The sequence below is a fragment of the Pseudomonas mucoides genome (assembly GCF_015461845.1).
GTDB classification, from domain to species: Bacteria; Pseudomonadota; Gammaproteobacteria; order Pseudomonadales; family Pseudomonadaceae; genus Aquipseudomonas; species Aquipseudomonas mucoides.
In genome coordinates, this window is record NZ_JACOPW010000002.1 from 393367 (window position 1) to 414847 (window position 21481).

A 21481-nucleotide genomic window follows, 5' to 3' on the forward strand; every position below is an offset into this window, starting at 1 on the left:
GCTTGATTGAGCATCAAGAAGTGTAGATCAGCCATCAGCCGCCTCAGGGCCCTTATGTCGATTGCTGCCCGTAAAGATGAAACTTTTCGATCGTTTTGGCCTGATGACCTAACCTCATAGGCTGAGTGACCAACAACAGAGCCGAACGCCTATGCGTCATGTATTGATGTCAGTGATTTTCGTCGCGCTCACCCTGCTGGTGCCCAGTGGCGCAGCGCTGCCCGCGGATGATCCCGCACCGTCTTCAATAATTGCGCCAGGCGCTTCGTCGGCGGCGGTGTCCACCAGTGAACTGCAAGGCCTGCAATTGCGCCTGGACCTGATCAAACAGCGGGTTTCACTGGCCAATAACGTCACCATGATGGTCGGCCTGCAAGACTCCGTTCAGTCGTTTATCAATGACGTGGACAACCTGCAATCGTCGCTGTTGCCCGAACAGAAACAACTGCAAGCGCAACTGGACGTATTGAGCGGTCCGGTTTCCCTGGGGGGCGAGGCTGTCGAGAAATCGGATATCACGGCGCAACGAGCTGTTCTTTCCGAGCAAAAGAAAAACGTCGATGCCAGCTTGAAAATCCTCGCCGCACTGAGAGCCAGTGCCGTCGACCTCCTTACACAAATCGCCAGCATCCGGCGCAGTCTTCTGGAAAGCGAAGTCACACTGCGCAGTGGCAGCATCCTGGGACGGGATTTTTGGGCACCGTTAATTAACCCACTCCCGGAGGATCGCCTGCGGCTCATCAATTTCATCGAACAAGCCGGCGACACACTCGCGGCTGCCTGGCAACCCGGCCAGCGTCTGTCGACAGTCCTGCTGATGTTGCTGGCACTGGTCATCTGGATCTGGGGCCGCAGACTGGCTGATCGAGGGCTGACCTGGATTTGCATCCATCGCCTGCCTGAAGGGCGATTGCGGCGAAGTACGCTGGCCCTGGCGTCTGTCGTGGCCACGGTGTTGACCACCGCCTGTGCGTTGCAACTGCTGTTTTACGCCCTCACGCGGGAACTGCCGTTGTCGCCGATGATTCAGAACTTCGCCGAGGAGTTCGAAAGGGTGGTCTATACCTGCGTGCTGATCACCGGGTTGAGCCGTGCGTTGTTGGCCAACCAGCACCCCTCCTGGCGGCTACCCGCTATCGACGATTCCGTCGCGGAGGCCATAAAGCCCTACCCCAGAATACTGGCCGCCACCCTGCTGGTGACGGTGACGATAGCCCAAATCACCAATGTCTCCGGCATGAGCGGCGCCGCCGTGCTGTTGGGGCGAGGCCTGATCGCACTGGTGGTGGCAATTATCTTCGCGTTGTTGTTCCGCCGCGCGAGTCACGCCCGAAGAGTTCTGGTTGCCGCTGGCGACAGCATTGAAGCGGGCACTGCCCTGGCCGGCCTGATTTACACCTGCACGATCATTGCGCTGGTCATCTCGTTCTTCGCCTTGCTGATCGGCTATGTGTCCCTGGCAAGGTTCATCACGTATGAACTGGTCTGGGGTTTTATCGTCCTCTCAGGTTTCTACATGCTGATCCAGTTGCTCAGGGACAGTTGCGAATACCTGTTCTCCCCCAAGAGCCCGAGCGGCAAGGCGATCAAACAGTTGCTGGGGATGGGCGATGTGCGCCTTGAGCAAGCCCAGATCATTTTGTCCGGGGCCGGTCGTGCGACGTTAATACTGTTGGCGGTCATTTCGCTGTTTGTCGGCGGCGTAGGCACCACGTTCGGACAACTGGTGACCCAGGCGCTGTCGATCCTCGGCGGTGACGGTTTGCGCAAGCTGAACATCATTCCCGGCCATTTGCTCAATGCCATCCTGGCCCTGTTTATCGGGATCTACCTGATTCGAGCCCTGTGCCGCTGGCTGGATGACGAATTCCTGCCGAAAACCGATATGGACCCCGGCATGTGTGCCTCGCTGAGTACCCTGTTCGCCAACATCGGCTATGCCCTGGTGATCCTGCTGACGCTGTCATCGCTGGGCATCCAGTGGACCAACCTGGCGTGGATTGTCAGCGCCCTGTCAGTGGGTATCGGTTTCGGCTTGCAGGAAATCGTCAAGAACTTCGTCTCTGGCCTGATCCTGCTGACCGAGCGTCCGGTCAAGGTCGGCGACCTGATCAGCATCAGCGGCGTGGAAGGTGATATCCGCCGCATCAACGTCCGGGCCACGGAAATCCAGCTCAGCGACCGCTCGATTGTGATCGTGCCCAACTCCCAGTTGATCTCGCAAAACCTGCGCAACGTGACGCTGGGCGGCAGTGCCCAAGGCGTGGCGAGCCTTGAGTTGATGTTCCCGCTGAACATCGATCCGGAGCAGGTGAAAAACCTGCTGTATGACACCTACCAAGAGAACGAGAACATCCTCGATAAACCGGCGACGTTTGTGCGCTTCAGCAAACTCAGCCCCGATGGCATCACCTTGACCATCACCGGTTACGTCAGCAGCCCGAGAATCGTCGGCATCACCAAAAGCGACCTGTTGTTCGAGATTTTGAAGCGCCTGGGCGCGGCGGGGATTGAACTGGCTAAGCCGGCGACCCCGGACTGAAGGATGACGTCCGGTTAGTTCGTTCAGCGCTGGCCGCAGCGCTTGAGTGTTTCACTGGGCAACTCTTTGAACAACGCCCGATAACTGCTGGAAAACCGCCCCAAATGCCAGAACGACCAGTTCATCGCCACTTCAGCAACGGTGGTCTCGTTGGGGGTGCGGCCGAGCAGTTCGCGGTGTGCGCTGTTGAGCCGGCGCAGGCGCAGCCAATGGCTCGGTGTCATGCCGGTGAAGGCCTTGAACGCATGCTGCAACTGACGCAACGAAACCCCGGCGACCTGGGAAAGCTCCAGCAGATTGAGGGTTTCTTCCGGGGAATCGGCGGCCCACTCGCCGATGCGTTTCATGATCGCGCGCTCTTCGGTGCGGCGCTGTAAGCCCCCCCGGTCGAGGCACACGCAGGCGTTGTCGAGGATGTACAAACAGTCCTCCAGCAACTGCTGTGTCAGGGCTTCCTTGCTCGGTGGGTCGAGTGTTTCGCCCAGACGGGTCAGCGTGCCGCTCAGCCAACGGCTGAACAAGGCGTTCTGCCCCGAGTTCAGCGGCGACAGGAACAACCCTTCCAGCCGCGCCACGTTCAACCCCTGGCGCTGGACGAATTCAGGGCCGAATACCACGGCGATTTCCTGGTAGTTCTCGGGGGTGATCCAGATGTTGCGGCTTTCACCATTGAGCAGGTAAAGCGCGTTGTCGCTGCGATCAAAACAGAACGCCAGTGCCCCCTCGGGTGCGCTGAAATTCTGCTCGACGCGGGTGTTCATCTGCTCTTCGTAGATCTCCACGCCTTGCAAGTCCAGATAGCGCACACGCCCGGCGAAATGCCCTGGCGACATCTGCTGATAGTGCTGGACCCAACCCGGTGTGGCGCGGATTTGCTCGGCGACATCTTCGGTGTTGAACGCTTGAACCTGAATCGGACTGGACGCTGACATGGGTGACCTTACGCACTCGTTTGGTGCGTTTTGGTGCTGCTTAAAGTGGATAGATGGAACCGCAAGGCTCGCCCAAGATAGTCGTCAACGCGTCTCAGGGGAAGAGTGCGGTGGATGAAACCGCCCTCCCCGACGTTAATAAAACCAATAACGAGGTCTTTATGAATGTCCCTTTCGATCAGCTGTTCACTTGGCTGAAAGATCACAAGATTACCGAAGTCGAGTGTGTGGTCAGTGACTTGACCGGCATTGCACGCGGCAAGATTGCACCCACTAACAAGTTCCTGCATGAGCGAGGCATGCGCCTGCCGGAGAGTGTGCTTTTGCAAACGGTAACCGGGGACTTTGTCGACGACGACATCTACTACGACCTGCTCGACCCGGCCGACATCGACATGGTCTGCAAGCCGGACCCGAATGCGGTCTATGTGATTCCATGGGCGATCGAGCCGACCGCCATCGTCATCCACGACACCTTTGACAAGTTCGGCAACCCGATCGAATTGTCGCCGCGCAACGTGCTGAAGAAAGTGCTGCAGTTGTACACCGACAAAGGCTGGCGGCCGATTGTGGCGCCGGAAATGGAGTTCTACCTGACCCAGCGTTGCGAAGACCCGGACTTGCCACTCAAGGCACCGATGGGCCGTTCGGGGCGTGCCGAAAGCGGTCGTCAGTCGTTTTCCATCGACGCGGCCAACGAGTTCGATCCGCTGTTCGAAGACGTCTACGACTGGTGTGAACTGCAGGGCCTGGACCTCGATACGTTGATCCACGAAGACGGCCCGGCGCAGATGGAAATCAACTTCCGTCACGGCGACGCGCTGGACCTGGCGGACCAGATCACCGTGTTCAAGCGCACCCTGCGTGAAGCCGCGCTCAAGCACAATGTGGCGGCGACCTTCATGGCCAAGCCGATTGGCGATGAGCCTGGCAGCGCCATGCACATTCACCAGAGCGTGGTCGACATCGCCACCGGCCAGCCGATCTTCGCCGACGCCGATGGCAACATGAGCGAGCTGTTCCTGCACCACATTGGCGGTTTGCAAAAGTACATCCCTAAAGTGCTGCCGATGTTCGCGCCCAACGTGAACTCGTTCCGCCGCTTCCTGCCGGACACCTCGGCGCCGGTCAACGTCGAATGGGGCGAAGAAAACCGTACCGTCGGTTTGCGCGTGCCAACCTCGTCGCCAGATGCGATGCGCGTGGAGAACCGCCTGCCGGGCGCCGACGCCAACCCGTACCTGGCGATTGCCGCAAGTTTGCTGTGCGGTTACCTGGGCATGGTCGAGCGCGTCGAGCCGAGCGCTGCGGTACAGGGCCGCGCCTATGAACGTCGCAACCTGCGCTTGCCGATCACCATCGAAGACGCCCTGACCCAGATGGAAGAGTGCAACACCGTCGAACGTTATCTGGGCAGTAAGTTTGTTCGCGGCTATGTCGCGGTCAAGCGTGCGGAACACGAAAACTTCAAGCGGGTGATCAGCTCCTGGGAGCGTGAGTTCCTGATGCTGAGCGTCTGAGACCTGATTCGCTGCACCGGCCTCTTCGCGAGCAGGCTCGCTCCCACACTTTAAATGCATTCCAAATCTGAAATGCATTCCCCTGTGGGAGCGAGCTTGCTCGCGAAAGCGGCTTCAGGATCAACAAAGAATCTCCGGAAGAATCCAATAATTAGAAGAGGTGTCGATATGCGTCTATTGAAATCCATGTTCCCGGTCGCGCTGGCGGCAATGTTCAGCGCCGGTGTGCAGGCTCAGCCACAGGTCAGCGTCTACAACTGGACCGATTACATCGGCGAAACCACCCTCGCCGACTTCCAGGCCAAAACCGGGATCAAAGTGATCTACGACGTCTTCGACTCCAATGAAACCCTGGAAGGCAAACTGCTCGCGGGCCGCACCGGCTATGACGTCGTGGTGCCGTCCAACCACTTCCTCGCCCGTCAGGTGAAAGCCGGCGCGTTCCTGAAGCTCGACCGCGAGCAACTGCCGAATTTCAAGAACCTCGACCCGAAACTATTGGCCTTGCTGGAAAAGAACGACCCACAAAATGCGCACTCCGTGCCGTACCTGTGGGGCACCAACGGCATCGGCTACAACGTCGACAAAGTCAAGCAAGTGCTGGGCGTCGATCACATCGATTCCTGGGCCGTGCTGTTCGAACCGGAAAACATCAAGAAACTCAGCCAGTGCGGCGTGTCGATGATGGATTCGGCGGATGAAGTGTTCCCGGCGATCCTCAACTACATGGGCATGGACCCACGCAGCGAAAACCCCGAAGACTTCAAAAAGGCCGAAGCCAAGTTGTTGGCGATCCGTCCTTACATCACCTATTTCCACTCCTCGAAGTACGTGTCCGACCTGGCCAACGGCGACATTTGCGTGGCCTTCGGCTACTCGGGTGACGTGTTCCAGGCCGCCAACCGCGCCAAGGAAGCCAAGAACGGTGTGAACATCGCCTACGCCATTCCCAAGGAAGGCAGCAACCTGTGGTTCGACTTGCTGGCCGTTCCCGCCGATGCGAGCAATCCAAAAGAGGCCCATGCGTTCATCAACTACCTGCTGGACCCACAAGTGATTGCCAAGGTCAGCGCGTCGGTCGGTTACGCCAACCCGAACCCGCCAGCCAAGGCATTCATGGACCCGGAACTGGTGAACAATCCTGAGGTGTATCCATCCCAGGCCGTCCTCGACAAACTCTACATTTCGACCACCCCGCCCCAGGCGATCATGCGTTTGATGACCCGTTCCTGGAGCAAAGTGAAGTCCAACAAATGACTCAGTACAGCAACGAACACACCCATTCCTACTATGCCGCGTCGGCTAACGGCCTGACGCCGCGCCCCACGTTGACTTCGGACCTGACGGCCGATGTCTGCGTGATCGGCGGCGGCTTCACCGGCGTCAACACCGCCATCGAACTGGCGCAGCGCGGGCTCTCGGTGATCCTGCTGGAGGCCCGGCGGATTGGCTGGGGCGCCAGCGGGCGCAACGGCGGCCAGTTGATTCGCGGCATCGGCCACGACGTCAGCGGGTTTGCCAAGCATGTCGGCGCCGAAGGTGTGCGCTATCTGGAACGTGCCGGCGTCGAATCGGTGCAAGTGGTGGGTAATCGAATCCGCGAACACGGCATCGATTGCGACCTGCGCTGGGGCTTCTGTGAACTGGCCAACACCCCGGCGCAGTTCGCCGGGCTGAAGGCCGAACACGCGAAGTTGATCGCGTCGGGCTACGCCCATGAAACCCGCCTGGTCGAACCCGGACAGATCCGCGAGCAGGTGGTGAACGCCGGCGTGTATGCCGGTGGTTTGGTGGACATGGGCTCGGGGCACTTGCACCCGCTGAACCTGGTGCTCGGCGAAGCCCGTGTCGCGCAGTCCCTCGGCGTGCAGATCTTCGAGCAGAGCCCGGTGCTGGAACTGATCCATGGGAGTACCGTGCAAGTGCGGTGTGCCGGCGGAACGGTGCGCGCCGGCAGCCTGGTGCTGGCTTGCAACGCGCATCTGGAAGAACTCGAACCCACGCTCAGCGGCAAGGTGCTTCCGGCGGGCAGCTACATCATCGCTACCGAGCCTCTGTCGGAAGAAGCGGCGTCGAAACTGATCCCGCATAACGTCGCGCTCTGCGACCAGAAAGTTGGCCTGGATTACTACCGGCTCTCGGCGGACCGGCGTTTGCTGTTCGGCGGTGCCTGCCATTATTCCGGTCGCGATCCGGCGGACATCACCGCCTACATGCGCCCGCAAATGCTCAAGGTATTCCCGCAACTGGCCAATGTGCGGATCGACTATCAATGGGGCGGCATGATCGGCATCTCGGCCAATCGTTTCCCCCAGGTCGGGCGCTTGAGCCAGCACCCGAACGTGTTCTACGCCCAGGGCTACTCCGGCCATGGCCTGAACGTCACCCACTGGTGCGCCAAACTGTTGGGCGAAGCCATCCATGCCGGGCACAGCAAAGGCTTCGACGTGTTCAGCGCGGTGCCGCACATGACCTTCCCCGGCGGCCGTGCCCTGCGCTCGCCACTGCTGGCGCTGGGCATGCTCTGGTACCGGATGCGGGAAGTGTTGGGTTAACGTTAAGCCATCCTTCACTTGCACATGAAAAACGACAGGAGATGCCGGGCTGCCTCAAGCCGCTTCGGGTTGGTAAAAAGACACCCGGCATCCGTCGACACCCGCTAACGCCCCACCGCCGCTTCAATCGCTGCAATATCGATCTTGCCCATCTGCATCATGGCCTCGAACGCGCGCTTGGCTGCCGCTTGATCAGGACTGGTGACCGCGGCCGTCAAGACACGCGGGGTGATCTGCCACGACAAACCCCACTTGTCCTGGCACCAGCCGCAGACATTTTCCGTGCCGCCGTTGCTGACAATCGCGTTCCACAGGCGATCCGTTTCGGCTTGGTCATCGGTCGCGACCTGAAACGAAAAGGCCTGGTTATGCTTGATTCCCGCCCCGCCGTTCAGGCCGAGACACGGTATGCCCATCACCGTGAACTCAACCGTCAAGACATCGCCCTGCTTGCCCGCCGGATAGTCGCCCGGCGCGCGATGCACGGCACCCACGGCACTGTCGGGAAACGTCTGGGCATAGAAAGTCGCAGCCTCCAGCGCAGTGCCGTCGTACCAGAGACAAATCGTGTTTTTGCTGATCATCGTGGTTCTCCTGGATTGGAACTCGAAGGTGCATTTTAGCAGCGCAGAGAATTGCGACCGGACGCCGAGGTATTGACCGAGGTTCGAGGCGTGTCAGCCATCAGCGAACCCCGCCGTTACACAGTGGTCACAACCAGTGATGGCATCGCAACTGATCAGCGGCCCGGGGCCTCTATAATTCAAGCGCGACGCTTGCAATCCCAACCTTTCAGGGTGCGCCGGATAACGTCAGCGAGCTCGGTTCCTGCCAGATGCAGACACTGATTGCTGGCCCCATCCAAGCTCCCTTTCTCGGAGTACGGAAATGACACGATCAATGCAATTCCTCCTCTCGTTCTTCCTCGCAACAGCCTCCTTGGCCTCGGCGAGCCTCCTCAACACAGCAGGTGCGGCCACCGCCGAGGATTTGAATGCCGACGCTCGGCAAGAACTGAAAATCCTCTACAAATCCACCCCAGCTGCCGAAACCCTTTCAAAACAGGCAAAGGCGATCCTGGTCTTCCCGAAAATCATCAAGGCTGGCCTGGTCTTCGGCGGTAGTTATGGCGAAGGCGTGTTAATGGAAGGCACGAAAATCGATAAGTATTACAACTCCGTCAGCGGGTCATGGGGGTTGCAGGCCGGCGCCCAGTCGTATGGCTATGTGGTGTTTCTGATGACCGACAAAGCAGTGAAATACCTCGCCGAAACCAAGGGTTGGGAAATCGGTGTGGGGCCCACGGTTGTCGTAGTGGATGAAGGGATTGCGAAAAACCTGTCCAGCTCGACACTGAAAGATGACGCCTACGCGTTCATTACCGACCAACAAGGGTTAATGGCCGGCGTCAGCATCGAAGGCACGAAGATTTCCCAGATCAAACGCTGAAAACGGCGGTTTGATTGGGTGTCAGTCTCCCCTTCGACAATCACTTTTCTGCTCGATTGCTGCCCGGCTTAACGGGCAGTAATCGCCTGTGGATTCAACCGGTCGAGGCAACAGATTGGCTAAATCGTTCAGCGGGTGCTTGGTAGAGTAGTGTTTTCCGAAGGCAGCTATTTAGCTGCCTGCCACTTCTATCCCCATAAATGACTGTAGCTCTACGCAGCGGCCAATTAAGTCTCGGCAGCTCGCTGTAAGGTTATTCAACACCTGTCCTTCAGATATCAGTTAGCCATGTCCAGGCTCAGCGAAGAGAGCCGTCAGATCGTAGCTTCTCTAACTTCGCCATGAGCACCCAAGTGACTATCAACCGTCTGGCCACTGGTGGATAGCCGCGCCCCGACCTGTCCATCGACGAGATCGTGCAGTTGCTGTTAAGTGAAATCACGCGGCTCAAGGGCACCCGCGTGGTGATCGACTCTTTGTCAGGCTTCGAACTGGCGCTGGCGTCGACCTTTCGCGAAGATTTTCGCGAATCACTGTCGTGTATGGTCACCGCCCTCACCAGTGTCGGCGTCAGTGTGTTGCTGACCTCGGACCTGGAAGACCGCTACATTGCCGGCCGGCTGGTGCGGGTGCCCAGTGATGAACTGCCGAGGATGCAGGCGCTGATTGAAGGTCAGGTGCAACACATGTCTCGGTTAGTGGACGATTTGCTCGACCTCTCCCGTGCCAGCACCGGCAAGCTGCGACTGGATTGCCACCTCGTCGTCATTCACCTATGCCGCTGCACTGCATGGATCATAGTAGTCGTTGGCGTACTCTTTTGGTTCGGGTTTCCAGCAGCTTGATAGTCCGGTTATGGCCACTTGCGTCTCATGCGTTGGCCGCTTCACGTCCTGAGGAAGTCAGCCAACCAACATCGATGTTCTTGAGGCGCGTGAACCCGGATTCTACCGGTGGCTAACTATCTGCTTATTGTTTAACGCGTCATCTTATTCTATGAATCCAAGGGCTTATAGAGACAGTCGCTAAACTTAACCAGAAAGAAACTCCCTCTCAAAACATTCTCAGTAGTCACCACCCGCTCGACCTGCTTAAATAACCCGCAGGCTTACGAATTGATTGGCTATCTGGCCAATCTATTGCGCTAATGCCGATGCATAATGGGGTATAAATAATGACAATTAAGCCATCAATCCACACTTTTCCAACTAAATCGCAATCGACCATGCTGGCATTTGCTTGTGCACTGGGCGTCTCTCAGAGCGCCGAGGTTTTTGCCGAGTCGCCATCAGGGGCCAGTGTTCCAGATTCAGCGTTTTTTATAGGGTTCGGCGCCAGCGCCAATCACACCCAATTTAACAACCAGGATATTTATGCAACCGGCTTGTCGAATGTCTATGATTCGAATACCGGCGCCTATATTTCTTCCGGCTCTGCCGGTGGGCCAGCTGTCGACCTGAGCATGGACTCCGATTCAAAATTTTCGCCGTCACTGCAAGTGGGCTATTTCAAGCACTTCGAGAACAGCAAATGGCTGTGGGGCGGTAAATTTACTTACGATTACTTATCAACCAGCTCTAAGACAGACCCTTTCCTGATCCCTCAGTTTGGCGCTTACGGAACGACCTCTTTTACCGGGAATGCAGTTGTCCGCTCGTTTGAAACCGAAGTTAAACATCACATGTCTTTAGTACCCTATATTGGCCGGTCATTTAAGTCCGGCTATATTTATGCAGGCGCTGGACCGACCGCTTCTCAAATAAACACCAAAATTACCGACTTGGTTGGTTTTGCCGACCTCAAGGGAAATCGCACGGATATATCTGGGCAGCCGACTAACTTTTCCGGTTCAGACTGGGTGTACGGCGGCACCGCGACACTGGGCGGCACCTACTTTTTAAGTGCATCGTGGTTTCTGGACTTTAGCTACAACTACTCCGTCACCAAAAGCCATACCATCGACTACTCCGCTCCATTCACAAACCCCGGCACGCCTTACACTTACACTGGTTCGCTCATCGGTAGCACCACTGGCAGTATAACGACACAATCTGCTGCGCTATCAATTAACCGGGCTTTCTAGTTTAACGTTTGGCGTCTCTCGTTATTTTATGCGTTTTAACTATTGTAAAGACCATAATCCAACGCGTTGCACAGACGAATAAAAACCCGGAACAACACAGACCGAGACGGGTGACCGTGGAAACTGAGTGCGACACCTGACCTTTCCGGTAAGGTGAAGCCCAATGAAATTATCACGAACTCATGTTGGCTTCTCGCTTATAGAAACGGTTCGTGGCCGACGGCGGTCCTCCCCGAACGGCAGCTGTTGGCCGGTTGCGCCCCATCAACGGCGGTGTCGCTTGGCAGTCTTCAAAATGATGCTGTAACGATGGCACGCCTCGCCAATCGCCAACGCAGACACCTTCTTGATCAAAAATCCCCCTCTGATACGCGCGATAATTAGCTAGCTATTTGTTAACGAAAGTCTGAAGTATTGATTTGAACTTTCAGATTCTTTCGCCGCACGGCCTGTGCCTAACATCGGCGCCACAGTGAACCAGCCTCGGTATCGCTCAGTGGATCAGATGACGCAGACGCCCGGACCTAATGTCCTCTGCCCCGGTTGACCATTGATCGCTGATTGGCTTGGCGCCATCGAAGTGCTTTTGCAGTAGGCCCTGGGATTTTTGAGGATCACCGATGAAGCTGGAAATTTTTCGCACGCTGTGGGGTTACACCGCCAGCAAAGCTCAAGCGCTCGAGGAGTTGCTGCAAGCCGGCTTTGATGGCATGGAAGCACGCCTGCCACTGGACGCCCGGGAACGGGCTGAGTTTGGCGCCTTTCTCCAGGCCAATCGCCTGGGCTATATCAGCACTGTCTTCACCGCCTACGACGTGCTGCCGGAACAGTCGGCATCGCCTGCCGTCCACCTCAACGACCTCGATCAGAAACTCGCCTGGGCTGCCGAACTCGGCCCTCGTTTCGTCAATGTGCTGGCAGGCAATGATCGCTGGTCCTTGCCGCAACAAGTGGAGTTCTTTGGTCAAGCACTGGAACTGGCGCGCAAGCATGGTCAGGTGTGCAGTTTCGAAACTCACCGTTCGCGTTCGCTGTTCAACCCCTGGGTGACCCTGGAGTTGATCCGGCAACTGCCCGAGTTGCTGTTCACCAGTGACATCAGCCATTGGGTCGTGACTTGCGAGCGTCTGCTGAATGACCCGGCCGATGACCTCAGCGCCTTCATCGAGCGCGTTCACCATATCCAGGCCCGGGTCGGTTACGACCAAGGCCCGCAGGTCCCACACCCGGCAGCTCCCGAATATGCAAAAGAACTGGCTTTCCATCAGCAGCATTGGGAAAGCATCTGGCGTTCGCAGCAAACTCGCGGTTACCAGGTCAGCACCCTGACCCCGGAATTCGGCGCCGACGGCTACCTGCATCACTTGCCCTTCACCAACGTCCCGGTGGCCGATTTGTGGTCATTGAACGTGTGGATGGGCCAGACCGAGCGCGAACACTTCGAGCGTTTCCACCACTCAAGCCGTCCTTAGGGAGCCGATGCGTCATGCCTGACAATAAAAACAACAGCGCCAGCACTGACACCCACACAGCCAACTTCAATAGCATCCCGGTGGTGAACATCGCCGGTCTGTTCAGCTATGAACTGGAACACCGCCTGGCCGTGGCCGAACAATTGGGGCGCGCCGCCAGCGACGTCGGGTTCCTCTATATCACCGATCACGGCATCGACCCGCAACTGATCGCCAACCTGCGCAAGGCTGCCAAGGATTTTTTCGACCAGCCTTTCGACACCAAGATGCAGCACTACATCGGCACCTCGCAAACCCACAAGGGCTTTGTTCCCGAAGGCGAAGAGGTCTACTCCAAAGGCAAGCCGGACCACAAGGAAGCCTTTGACGTCGGCTTCGAAGTCCCGGCCGATGACCCGATGGTGCTGGCCAACACTCCATTGCTGGGGCCTAATGACTGGCCGCAACTGGCAGGTTTCAAGGCGTCAGTGCAGGCCTACTATGAAGCGATCTTCGCGTTGGGCCGGCGCCTGTTCGGCGGCTTTGCCCTGACCCTGGGCCTGGAAGAAAACTATTTCGACAGCCTGGTCACCCGCCCGCCATCCAAACTGCGGCTGATTCACTACCCCTTCGACGGCGCCGCCCACGACGCACCGGGGCTTGGCGCCCATACTGATTATGAGTGCTTCACCATTCTCTTGGCCGACAAACCTGGCCTTGAGGTGATGAACAACCTTGGGCAATGGATCGATGCACCACCGATGGCCGATGCCTTTGTCGTCAATATTGGCGACATGCTTGAAGTCATGACGGCAGGCGCATTCGTTGCCACTGCACACCGGGTGCGCAGCGTGAAAGAGGAGCGCTATTCCTTTCCTCTGTTTTATGCCTGCGACTATCACACCCAGATCAAACCGCTGCCAGGGTTCGCCCAGGCAGGCAACGACTACGAAGAAATCACGATCGGCGAACACATGTATGGCCAAGCTCTGCAGACCTATCAGTATCTGCGTCAGAGGGTAGCCAATGGGGAAGTTCAACTGCCAGGCAAGGCACGCAAGCCCGCCAGTTTCGGACATTTGAAAAATCAGGTTCAACCGTCCTGATTGAAGTTTTCAGTTACACCCTTACCTACGCCGGAGTCAGTAAAAGATGAAAAACAATAAAAAGAACCTGTTGAGCTTGGCTGTATTGGCAGCCGGTATGCTCGGTGCCTCGGTGAGCATGGCTGCGACCGGCCCGTTCAAGGTCGGCATGGAAATCACTTACCCTCCGTTCGAGTCCTATGACAAGGACAAAAACGTCGTGGGTTCCGATCCTGAACTGGCAGCGGCACTGGCCAAGCACATGAACACCACGGTGGAGTTCGTCGACACCAAGTTCCCGAGCCTGATCCTGGGCTTGAACTCGGGCAAATACGACGCGGTCATTTCCGGCATGTACATCACACCGGAACGCCAGACTCAGGCCCAGACCATCGCCTATGCCAACACCGGTGCCGCGGTCATGGTGCCCAAGGGCAGCGAAATCAATGCAAAAAAACCTGAAGACCTGTGTGGCTTGAAACTGGGTCTGGAACAGGGCACCACCTGGGTCAAGGAATTCCGCAAACTGTCCGATGAATATTGCGTGCCGAACAACAAAGGCGCGATCACCGTCAGCGAGTACCCTTCGGCGCCTGAAGTCACCCAGGCCCTGTTGTCCAAGAACATTCAGGCCCAGGTTGAAATCGCAGGCGCGGCAAAATTGATCGCGGAAAAGACCAACGGCCGAGTCGTCATCACCACCGATCACCCGATCTATCAGCAAACCCTGGGCATTTTCGTCAAGAAAGGTAACGAAGAAACCTTCCAGGCGGTGCAAAAGGCCTTCGAGGAGACCAAGAAGAGTGGTGAGTATGCCGCTATTCTTAAAAAATACGCCTTGGAAGAACCGACCTCCCATTAAGAACCTGTCCTTGTAGTCTGGTCATCTGCCGCCCCTGCATGGGGGTGGCAGATCGAGGTGCCCTATGCCATTCGATTGGTCGTATTTCTTCTCCCTGTTCTCCCTGCCGGACTTCTGGAACGCCTGCGTCACGGTGATCCAGCTCAGTGCCCTGGCCTGGTTCATCGGCATGCTGCTGGGTTTTCTCCTGGCCTCGGCCAAGCTGTCCCAATCGCCCTTGCTGCGCATTCCCGCAGCGGTCTACATCTGGTTCTTTCGCAGCATTCCGTTGCTGGTGCTGGTGGTGTTCGTCTACAACTTGCCGCAATTGTTTCCCGGTAGCGGCCCGATTCTGTCCAACCCCTTCTACTCCGGCTTGCTGGCCCTGGTGGTCACCGAAGCGGCGTACATGGCGGAGATCCATCGTGGCGGCCTGATTTCCGTGGCCAAGGGCCAGAAGGAAGCCGGGCGCGCGCTGGGCGTCGGCGTGTTCGGCATGCAACGTTTGATCGTGATCCCCCAGGCATTCCGTATTTCACTGCCCACGTTGATCAATGAATACATCACAGTGGTCAAGCTGACATCGCTGGTCTCGGTCATCTCCCTGACCGAAATCCTCACAGTCGGCCAACGCCTCTATGCCACTAACTTCCTGGTCATGGAAACCCTGGCGGCAGTCGGCGTCTACTACGTGTTGATCGTCACCGTGTTCGGCTATTTCCTGCAGCGTCTGGAACGCTACCTGGACCTGAATTTCCGCAAGCCGCACACACTCGATGACGCGGCCGTGGCGAAGTTCAAAGCCTGCGCCGAAGCGCTGCCCGACAGCGGGCGCAAAGCCGCCGGCAATAATGCGACACCCATCCTGCAATTGAAGAATATCCAGAAGAGCTATGGCACGCATAAAGTGCTTTTGGGCATCGACCTGACTGTCACATACGGCCAGGTGGTCTCGATCATCGGGCCCTCCGGCTCCGGCAAAACGTCGCTGATCCGCACGGTCAACGGGCTGGAAAGCATCGATACCGGCGACATTCTGTTGTTCGGCGAAACATTCATTGAGGCGTCGGACAAGCCCGACAGCGCCCGCCTGCGCAAAGGCGTGCGGCACATCGGCATGGTGTTCCAGAACTTCAATCTGTTCCCGCACCGCACCATTCTCGACAACGTCACGCTGGCACCGCGTTACCACGGTCAGCCAGGCGAGCTGAGTGAACATCGTGCCTACGCGCTACTGGACAAGGTCGGCCTGCTGGCCCATGCCCACAAGTACCCGCACCAGCTCTCCGGCGGGCAGCAACAGCGCGTGGCCATCGCCCGGGCCCTGGCGATGGAGCCGCAGATCATGCTGTTCGACGAGCCGACCTCGGCCCTCGACCCGGAACTGGTCAACGACGTGCTCAATGTGATCCGCGACTTGGCCAAGGAAGGCATGACCATGCTGATCGTGACCCACGAAATGGACTTTGCCATGTCAATCTCAGATCGGGTGATTTTCATGGAAAACGGCAATATTCAACTCGATGCCGCGCCTGAAACCATACGTTGCGATGCCGAGGGCGAACGAGTGCGGCGCTTTATGGGCATCGGTGCTCAGTCGCCCAACCGCTCCGCAGCGGTGGATCACGCATGAACAGGCAACTCCTTTTTTTGAGCGCTCATCTTTCAGGAAAACACGCATGAATCTTGGAATAGCAGGACGCTGGGCGCTGGTATGCGCCGCCAGCAAAGGCCTGGGTAAAGCCTGCGCACAGGCACTCGTCAGCGAAGGCGTGAACGTGGTGATTACTGCGCGGGGCGAACACACGCTGAATGAAACAGCCCTTCAGCTCAGAGCGATCAATCCTGAGGTGACGGTCATCGCCGTGGCGGGAGACATATCGACGCCTGAAGGCCGGGCAGCCGCCCTCCTGGCCCACGAGCATTTCGACATCTTGATCAACAACGCTGGCGGCCCTCCTCCCGGGGATTTCCGCGAATGGGATCGCGACGCCTGGCTCAAGGCACTGGACGCCAACATGCTCACGCCGATCGAGTTGATCAAGGCAACAGTAGACGGCATGGCGGCACGCGGATTTGGCCGGATCATCAACATCACGTCGAGTGCCGTGAAGTCGCCTATCGAAAGCCTCGGCCTGTCCAACGGCGCGCGCAGTGGCCTGACGGGGTTCATCGCAGGGCTTGCCCGGCAGGAACACATTGCCAGTCGTAATGTGACGATCAACAACCTGCAACCGGGCTCCTTCGACACCGATCGACTGCGTGACAACCTGGTCGCGGCGGCCCGGGAGTCGGGGCAAGACAGTGAGGCATTCCTCGACGAATGCCGCCGTGAAATCCCTGCCAAACGCTTTGGCTCACCCGAGGAATTCGGTGCGCTGTGTGCCTTCGTTTGCAGCCGCCACGCAGGCTACCTGACCGGACAGAATTTGTTGATTGATGGCGGGGCGATTCGCTCCAGCCAGTAATGACGGCAGGCACAACGGAGCGGACCTCGCAACGGGGTCCGTTCCAGCGCAACCCCCCGTTTAAACAACAAAAATCCAGCCTGTTTAAACGAAGCCTCCTGTTACCACCCAAAGGCTACAACGCCTTGCGCCATGGCCTACGGGTAAGACAGAATCCGCCGGCTTGTGCGTCCAGGTCCCCGTCGTTAACTTGATTCCTGTCACTGCTCATCAGTGATCGGGTCTGCAAGCCCGCCGGAACACCAGTCGCATAGCCCAGCCAACGGACGCTCGTTCATGTCCGCAAAAATGGCGGCTTTGTGCGGGAGACCTTCGGGTCTGCCGGGTTCCTGGTTTCCCGGTCTTGCAGACCCGCACATCGCTGCCACCCATCATCTGCAAGTGATGTGGGTAGCTCCTCGTGAACAATCAGGAGTTTCACCATGATCAAACCAACACCCAACCCACCGGACACCGATCCGGCATCACCCTACGAATCGCTCGATTCCAAAAAACTCCACGAAGCGGCCGAACGCGCCCTCGACCATTACCTCAACCCGGCCGCCCAAATCATGGCCAGCACCCACGAACCCGAACCGATGTTCCTCGCCAACCCCAAGTACGACACCGAATCCCTGCTGGTCAACGCCAGCGAATCACTGGGCTCGGCCACCACCATGCTCAGTAATTTGGCGGCGCTACTGGACCACTCAAACCGTAAGACCCTACTGGGGATTACCCAAGTGGTGATGTTGGGGGAATTGGCGGTGAATCAGGCGCTGGATAAGGTTGAAGTGAAGGCGTAAGCACGGCCCTTCTATTTACCTTAATCGAACGTTCCAGTGCGCACCTCCCCTTCGCGCACGTATCGGGTGATCAGCACGCCGCCCGGCGTGCTGGTCGAATGCGCCAACGTGAAGGCCCAAGCCTGCGCCGTGTCATCGAACAAGCGCTTGCCGCGCCCCAGCATGACGGGAAACGTCATCAACCGAAGTTCGTCGACCACTCCGGCGGCAAGCAGCTGGCGCACCAGATCGCCGCTGCCCTGGGTCAACAGATCGGCACCGTCCTGTTGCTTGAGCGAACGTATCGCATCGGCAAGGTTTCCTTCCAAGGCACGACTGTTCTGCCATTCCAGCGTATCGGGGTGATGCGTGGCCACATGCTTCGGCGCCCGGTTGAACAGGTCAGCAATACAATGGCTATGGGAATCGGCCTTTTGCTGCGGCCAATACGCCGCAAATATGTCGTAGGTGCGACGGCCCAGCAACAATTCGAACGGCTGCGAAAACAGGTCCTGTACCGCCTCGCCAGAGACCTTGTCGGCGTGGGGCACGATCCAGCCACCGAAACGGAATTCGCCGCTGGTGTCTTCTTCAGGACCGCCGGGGGCTTGCATAACGCCATCCAGACTCAGGAAAGCGGCAACGGTGAGCTTGCGCATGGTCTTCTCCTGTTGAGCGCGCGTATCGGGAATGCCGGGGATCACAGCGTACCCGCCGATTCATTCCCTGACAGATAGTCGAACGAGCCGTTGCGAAATCGACAGTACGCCGTACAGATGAAGGTTCACCGATACCGCATCGTTTTGCATTTCGATTTGCTCAATTGCAAGGCACTTCTATATTGAGGAGGTGCTCTGAACTTCCTGCCTACTGTTGAGCCTTGGCCCATGGCGAATACTGATCAATTGATCATCTGCGAGCACTGCGACTCTGTGTATGAAAAAGTCACGCTCGCCAAACACCAGAAAACCCTGTGCACCTGCTGCGGCGGCGTGCTCCAGCGTTACAACGGCCTGACGGTGGAGCAACGACTGGCGTTAACCTTCACGGCGTTGGTGCTGTGGATTTTCGCCAATTTCTATCCGGTCATGAGCATCAGCCTCAAAGGCTTGAAAAACAGCGCAACCCTGTGGGATTCGGTATTGGCCCTGAGCCTGGGTCCGATCACGTTCATCGCGATGGTCGCCGCGATTGCAATGATCATCGCGCCGATTTTCCAGCTGTTGCTGCTGATCTGGGTCCTGGGTTTCGCCCTCTCGCACCGACGTTCCCCCGGTTTCAAGTTCTGCATGCGCTGGCTGGAATCCCTGCGGCCCTGGAGCATGCTGGAAGTCTGCCTGCTCGGCGCCATGGTCGCGGTGATCAAACTGGCCGGATTGCTCGACGTACTGCCCGGCATCGGCCTGTTTGCACTGGCCGTGCTCAGCCTGATGATGATCCGCATCGCCGGGCGCGATATCCGTGAATTATGGGACATCCTATGAACATGCCCCCGGTCGCCAGCGACCTCAACCTCTGCCTGTGCCATAGCTGCGGCATGGCCTGCGACATGACCGGTGAGCCCCACGAATGCGAGCGCTGCGGCGCGCCGCTGCACCGGCGCAAATCCAATTCGCTGGCCCGCACCTGGGCCTACATGTTCACCGCCCTGGCGTTTTACGTGCCGGCCAATTTGTTGCCGGTGATGAACACCAAGATGGTCGGCAATGGCGCCGACAGCACGATCATGAGCGGCGTCCTGGAGTTCTGGCAGCACGGTGCATGGGACATTGCCCTGATCATTTTCATTGCCAGCATTGCGGTGCCGGGCATCAAGTTCGTGGCCCTGACCATGCTGCTGGTGACCGTCCAGCGCGGGAGCCTGTGGGCACGCAAGGAGCGGTCGCAGCTGTACCGCTTCGTCGAGATCATTGGTTACTGGTCGATGCTCGATGTGATTGTGGTGGCGATGGTGGCCTCTCTGGTGAAGTTTCAAGCCCTGGCCGACATTGAACCGCGCCCGGGCATTCTATTTTTCGGTTTGGTGGTGGTGTTCACCATGCTGGCGGCGATGAGTTTCGACCCGCGCCTGATCTGGGATAAAAAGCGGGAAAACCCACAAAACGAGGAGGTCATGGATGAAGTCGCAAGCCACTGAAGGGCCTCAAGCCCCCGGACAGGCCCCGGTCAAGACCGGTCGCAGTCTCTCACTGGTCTGGATCGTGCCCATTGTTGCGGTATTGGTCGGGCTGTCACTGGTGGTCCACAGCATCTTGCAGGAAGGCCCGACCATCACCGTCACGTTCAAGACCGGTTCTGGCCTGACGGCCAACAAGACTGAGGTTAAATACCGCAACGTGGTGATCGGCCAGGTCGCCGATGTGGAGCTGAGCAACGACCAGAAGAATGTCAACGCCACGATCAAACTGACCAAACAAGCCGAAAGTTTCACCCGTTCAGACTCGCAATTCTGGGTCGTGCGGCCACGTATTGGTGCCGGCGGGGTTTCGGGCATTGATACGCTGCTGTCCGGGGACTATATCGGCGCCGACATTGGCCAGGCCAATGGCCGCTCGAAAACCTTCAAAGGTCTGGAAAACCCGCCACCGATCACCTATGGCGAGCCGGGCAAGCGGTTCACCTTGCATACACAGGACCTGGGTTCGCTGGACATCGGCTCGCCGGTTTACTACCGCAAGATTCCGGTTGGCCAGGTGGTGGCCTACGCGCTGGACCCCGACGGCAAAGGGGTAAACATCGACCTGTTTATTCATGCGCCCAATGACCAGTACGTCACCGAAAACACCCGATTCTGGAATGCCAGCGGTGTGGACGTGAGCGTCGGCGCCAACGGTTTTGCGCTCAAGACCGAGTCCTTGTCCTCTCTGTTGGTGGGCGGTATCGCCTTCCGCGCGCCGGACTACAACCCCAACGACAAGCCGGCCGCCGAAGAGTATGCCTACGAGCTGTTCGAAGACCAGCAAACCGCCCTCGCCCCGCCCAATGGCAAGGCGCAGTTCCTGGCCCTGCGTTTCGATCAGGCGATGCGCGGGCTCAAGGTTGATGCGCCGGTGGAATTTCTCGGCATAGAAATCGGCAGAGTGGTGTCGGTCAACCTGGATTTTGACCCGGTAAAACGTACTTTCCCGGTCAACGTCGGCATTGTGATCTACCCGCAACGCCTGGGTCAGGCCCACACCAAAATGATCAAGGCGCTCAATCATGACCCTAATGACGAAGCGGCTGGCGTGCGGATGATCGGTACCTTCATCGACAACGGTCTGCGTGCCCAGGCCCGTACCGGCAACCTGCTGACCGGCCAGTTGTACATCGCTCTGGACTTCTACCCCAAAGCAGACAAAGTCGCTTTCGATCCCAACGTGCGCCCGGTCATGATTCCAACGGTGCCGGGCAGCCTCGAACAGTTGCAGGAAAAGCTTGAAGCCATGATCAGCAAGATCAACAAGCTGCCCGTGGAGCGCATTGCCGACAACCTCGACAGCAACCTTGTGGAACTGCGCAAAGGGCTGGTGAAATTCAACGGCAAGACACTGCCTGGCGTAGATACCACCCTGTCGGAAGTCAGCAAGACCCTGCAGTCGGCCAATACGACCCTGCAATCCGCCAACTCCACCATTGCCGAAGATTCGCCACAAAGGGAAAAACTGGGGCAGACCCTGGATGAGCTTTCACGTACGTCGCGATCCTTGCGTGAACTGACGGATTACCTGGGCCGCCATCCGGAGTCACTGATTCGTGGTCGACCTGACAATGCCGCGGCAAAGGACCTGAAATAATGACCGGGACGCAGA

At 58.0% G+C, this 21481-nt stretch carries 18 protein-coding genes and 1 pseudogene; 16 read left to right on the forward strand and 3 right to left on the reverse strand.

Annotation, left to right across the window (positions count from 1 at the left end):
- The first annotated feature begins 151 nt into the window (after window positions 1–151).
- Window positions 152–2542: a DUF3772 domain-containing protein gene (locus tag H8F22_RS10355; RefSeq protein WP_027923092.1), complete on the forward strand. Its 2391-nt coding sequence runs from the start codon at window positions 152–154 to the stop codon at window positions 2540–2542.
- Between the two features lie 23 nt (window positions 2543–2565).
- On the opposite strand, the gene H8F22_RS10360 is transcribed toward H8F22_RS10355, so the two are convergent.
- Complete coding sequence (locus H8F22_RS10360; RefSeq protein WP_027923091.1) at window positions 2566–3474, reverse strand: helix-turn-helix domain-containing protein; 909 nt, start codon at window positions 3472–3474, stop codon at window positions 2566–2568.
- Window positions 3475–3635: 161 nt separating this feature from the next.
- Between H8F22_RS10360 and H8F22_RS10365 the strand changes: the two genes are divergently transcribed.
- From H8F22_RS10365 to H8F22_RS10375, 3 genes are all read left to right on the forward strand, one after another.
- Window positions 3636–4994, forward strand: a complete 1359-nt coding sequence (locus H8F22_RS10365; protein ID WP_194940075.1) for a glutamine synthetase family protein — start codon at window positions 3636–3638, stop codon at window positions 4992–4994.
- A 168-nt stretch (window positions 4995–5162) separates the two neighbouring features.
- Window positions 5163–6251 carry a polyamine ABC transporter substrate-binding protein gene (locus H8F22_RS10370; protein ID WP_027923089.1) on the forward strand — a complete coding sequence of 363 codons (1089 nt, stop codon included), beginning with the start codon at window positions 5163–5165 and terminating at the stop codon, window positions 6249–6251.
- Window positions 6248–7549 (forward strand): NAD(P)/FAD-dependent oxidoreductase, encoded by a 1302-nt coding sequence (locus H8F22_RS10375; RefSeq protein WP_194940076.1) that lies wholly within the window; start codon window positions 6248–6250, stop codon window positions 7547–7549. The genes H8F22_RS10370 and H8F22_RS10375 overlap by 4 nt, the downstream gene beginning before the upstream one ends.
- Window positions 7550–7653: 104 nt before the next feature.
- Here the strand turns inward: H8F22_RS10375 and H8F22_RS10380 are convergent, their stop codons facing one another.
- Entirely contained in the window at window positions 7654–8133 is a 480-nt protein-coding gene (locus H8F22_RS10380) for a VOC family protein (RefSeq protein WP_059182925.1), read from the reverse strand.
- Between the two features lie 304 nt (window positions 8134–8437).
- Between H8F22_RS10380 and H8F22_RS10385 the strand changes: the two genes are divergently transcribed.
- From H8F22_RS10385 to H8F22_RS10430, 9 genes and pseudogenes are all read left to right on the forward strand, one after another.
- Window positions 8438–8998 (forward strand): lipid-binding SYLF domain-containing protein, encoded by a 561-nt coding sequence (locus H8F22_RS10385; protein ID WP_027923086.1) that lies wholly within the window; start codon window positions 8438–8440, stop codon window positions 8996–8998.
- 392 nt (window positions 8999–9390) lie between these two features.
- Window positions 9391–9606: pseudogene (locus tag H8F22_RS10390) on the forward strand (ATPase domain-containing protein); the annotation flags it as partial.
- A 566-nt stretch (window positions 9607–10172) separates the two neighbouring features.
- Window positions 10173–11081: an outer membrane protein gene (locus H8F22_RS10400; RefSeq protein WP_156428537.1), complete on the forward strand. Its 909-nt coding sequence runs from the start codon at window positions 10173–10175 to the stop codon at window positions 11079–11081.
- A gap of 620 nt (window positions 11082–11701) precedes the next feature.
- The gene (locus H8F22_RS10405) at window positions 11702–12553 is read left to right on the forward strand and encodes a sugar phosphate isomerase/epimerase family protein (RefSeq protein WP_027923083.1); all 852 of its coding nucleotides are present in this window, start codon (window positions 11702–11704) and stop codon (window positions 12551–12553) included.
- Window positions 12554–12567: 14 nt separating this feature from the next.
- Window positions 12568–13638: an isopenicillin N synthase family dioxygenase gene (locus tag H8F22_RS10410; protein ID WP_194940077.1), complete on the forward strand. Its 1071-nt coding sequence runs from the start codon at window positions 12568–12570 to the stop codon at window positions 13636–13638.
- A 46-nt stretch (window positions 13639–13684) separates the two neighbouring features.
- Window positions 13685–14479, forward strand: coding sequence for an ABC transporter substrate-binding protein (locus H8F22_RS10415; protein WP_027923081.1), 795 nt, complete (start codon window positions 13685–13687; stop codon window positions 14477–14479).
- Window positions 14480–14543: 64 nt separating this feature from the next.
- Window positions 14544–16091 carry an amino acid ABC transporter permease/ATP-binding protein gene (locus H8F22_RS10420; RefSeq protein ID WP_194940078.1) on the forward strand — a complete coding sequence of 516 codons (1548 nt, stop codon included), beginning with the start codon at window positions 14544–14546 and terminating at the stop codon, window positions 16089–16091.
- 46 nt (window positions 16092–16137) lie between these two features.
- The gene (locus H8F22_RS10425; RefSeq protein ID WP_027923079.1) at window positions 16138–16926 is read left to right on the forward strand and encodes an SDR family oxidoreductase; all 789 of its coding nucleotides are present in this window, start codon (window positions 16138–16140) and stop codon (window positions 16924–16926) included.
- Window positions 16927–17348: 422 nt separating this feature from the next.
- Window positions 17349–17711: a DUF6124 family protein gene (locus H8F22_RS10430; RefSeq protein WP_027923078.1), complete on the forward strand. Its 363-nt coding sequence runs from the start codon at window positions 17349–17351 to the stop codon at window positions 17709–17711.
- Between the two features lie 20 nt (window positions 17712–17731).
- On the opposite strand, the gene H8F22_RS10435 is transcribed toward H8F22_RS10430, so the two are convergent.
- A complete protein-coding gene (locus H8F22_RS10435; RefSeq protein WP_194940079.1) occupies window positions 17732–18349 on the reverse strand; it encodes a dihydrofolate reductase family protein in 618 nt (205 codons plus the stop codon).
- Window positions 18350–18577: 228 nt separating this feature from the next.
- Here H8F22_RS10435 and H8F22_RS10440 point away from each other — a divergent pair, with 228 nt between their 5' ends.
- Genes H8F22_RS10440 through H8F22_RS10450 form a run of 3 tightly spaced genes read left to right on the forward strand, consistent with a single transcriptional unit; the run spans window position 18578 to window position 21466 of the window.
- Window positions 18578–19174, forward strand: coding sequence for a paraquat-inducible protein A (locus H8F22_RS10440; protein ID WP_027923076.1), 597 nt, complete (start codon window positions 18578–18580; stop codon window positions 19172–19174).
- Window positions 19171–19827, forward strand: coding sequence for a paraquat-inducible protein A (locus H8F22_RS10445; protein ID WP_027923075.1), 657 nt, complete (start codon window positions 19171–19173; stop codon window positions 19825–19827). Before H8F22_RS10440 ends, H8F22_RS10445 begins: the two co-directional genes overlap by 4 nt.
- Entirely contained in the window at window positions 19808–21466 is a 1659-nt protein-coding gene (locus H8F22_RS10450; RefSeq protein ID WP_194940080.1) for a PqiB family protein, read from the forward strand. The genes H8F22_RS10445 and H8F22_RS10450 overlap by 20 nt, the downstream gene beginning before the upstream one ends.
- The last annotated feature ends 15 nt before the right edge of the window (window positions 21467–21481 follow it).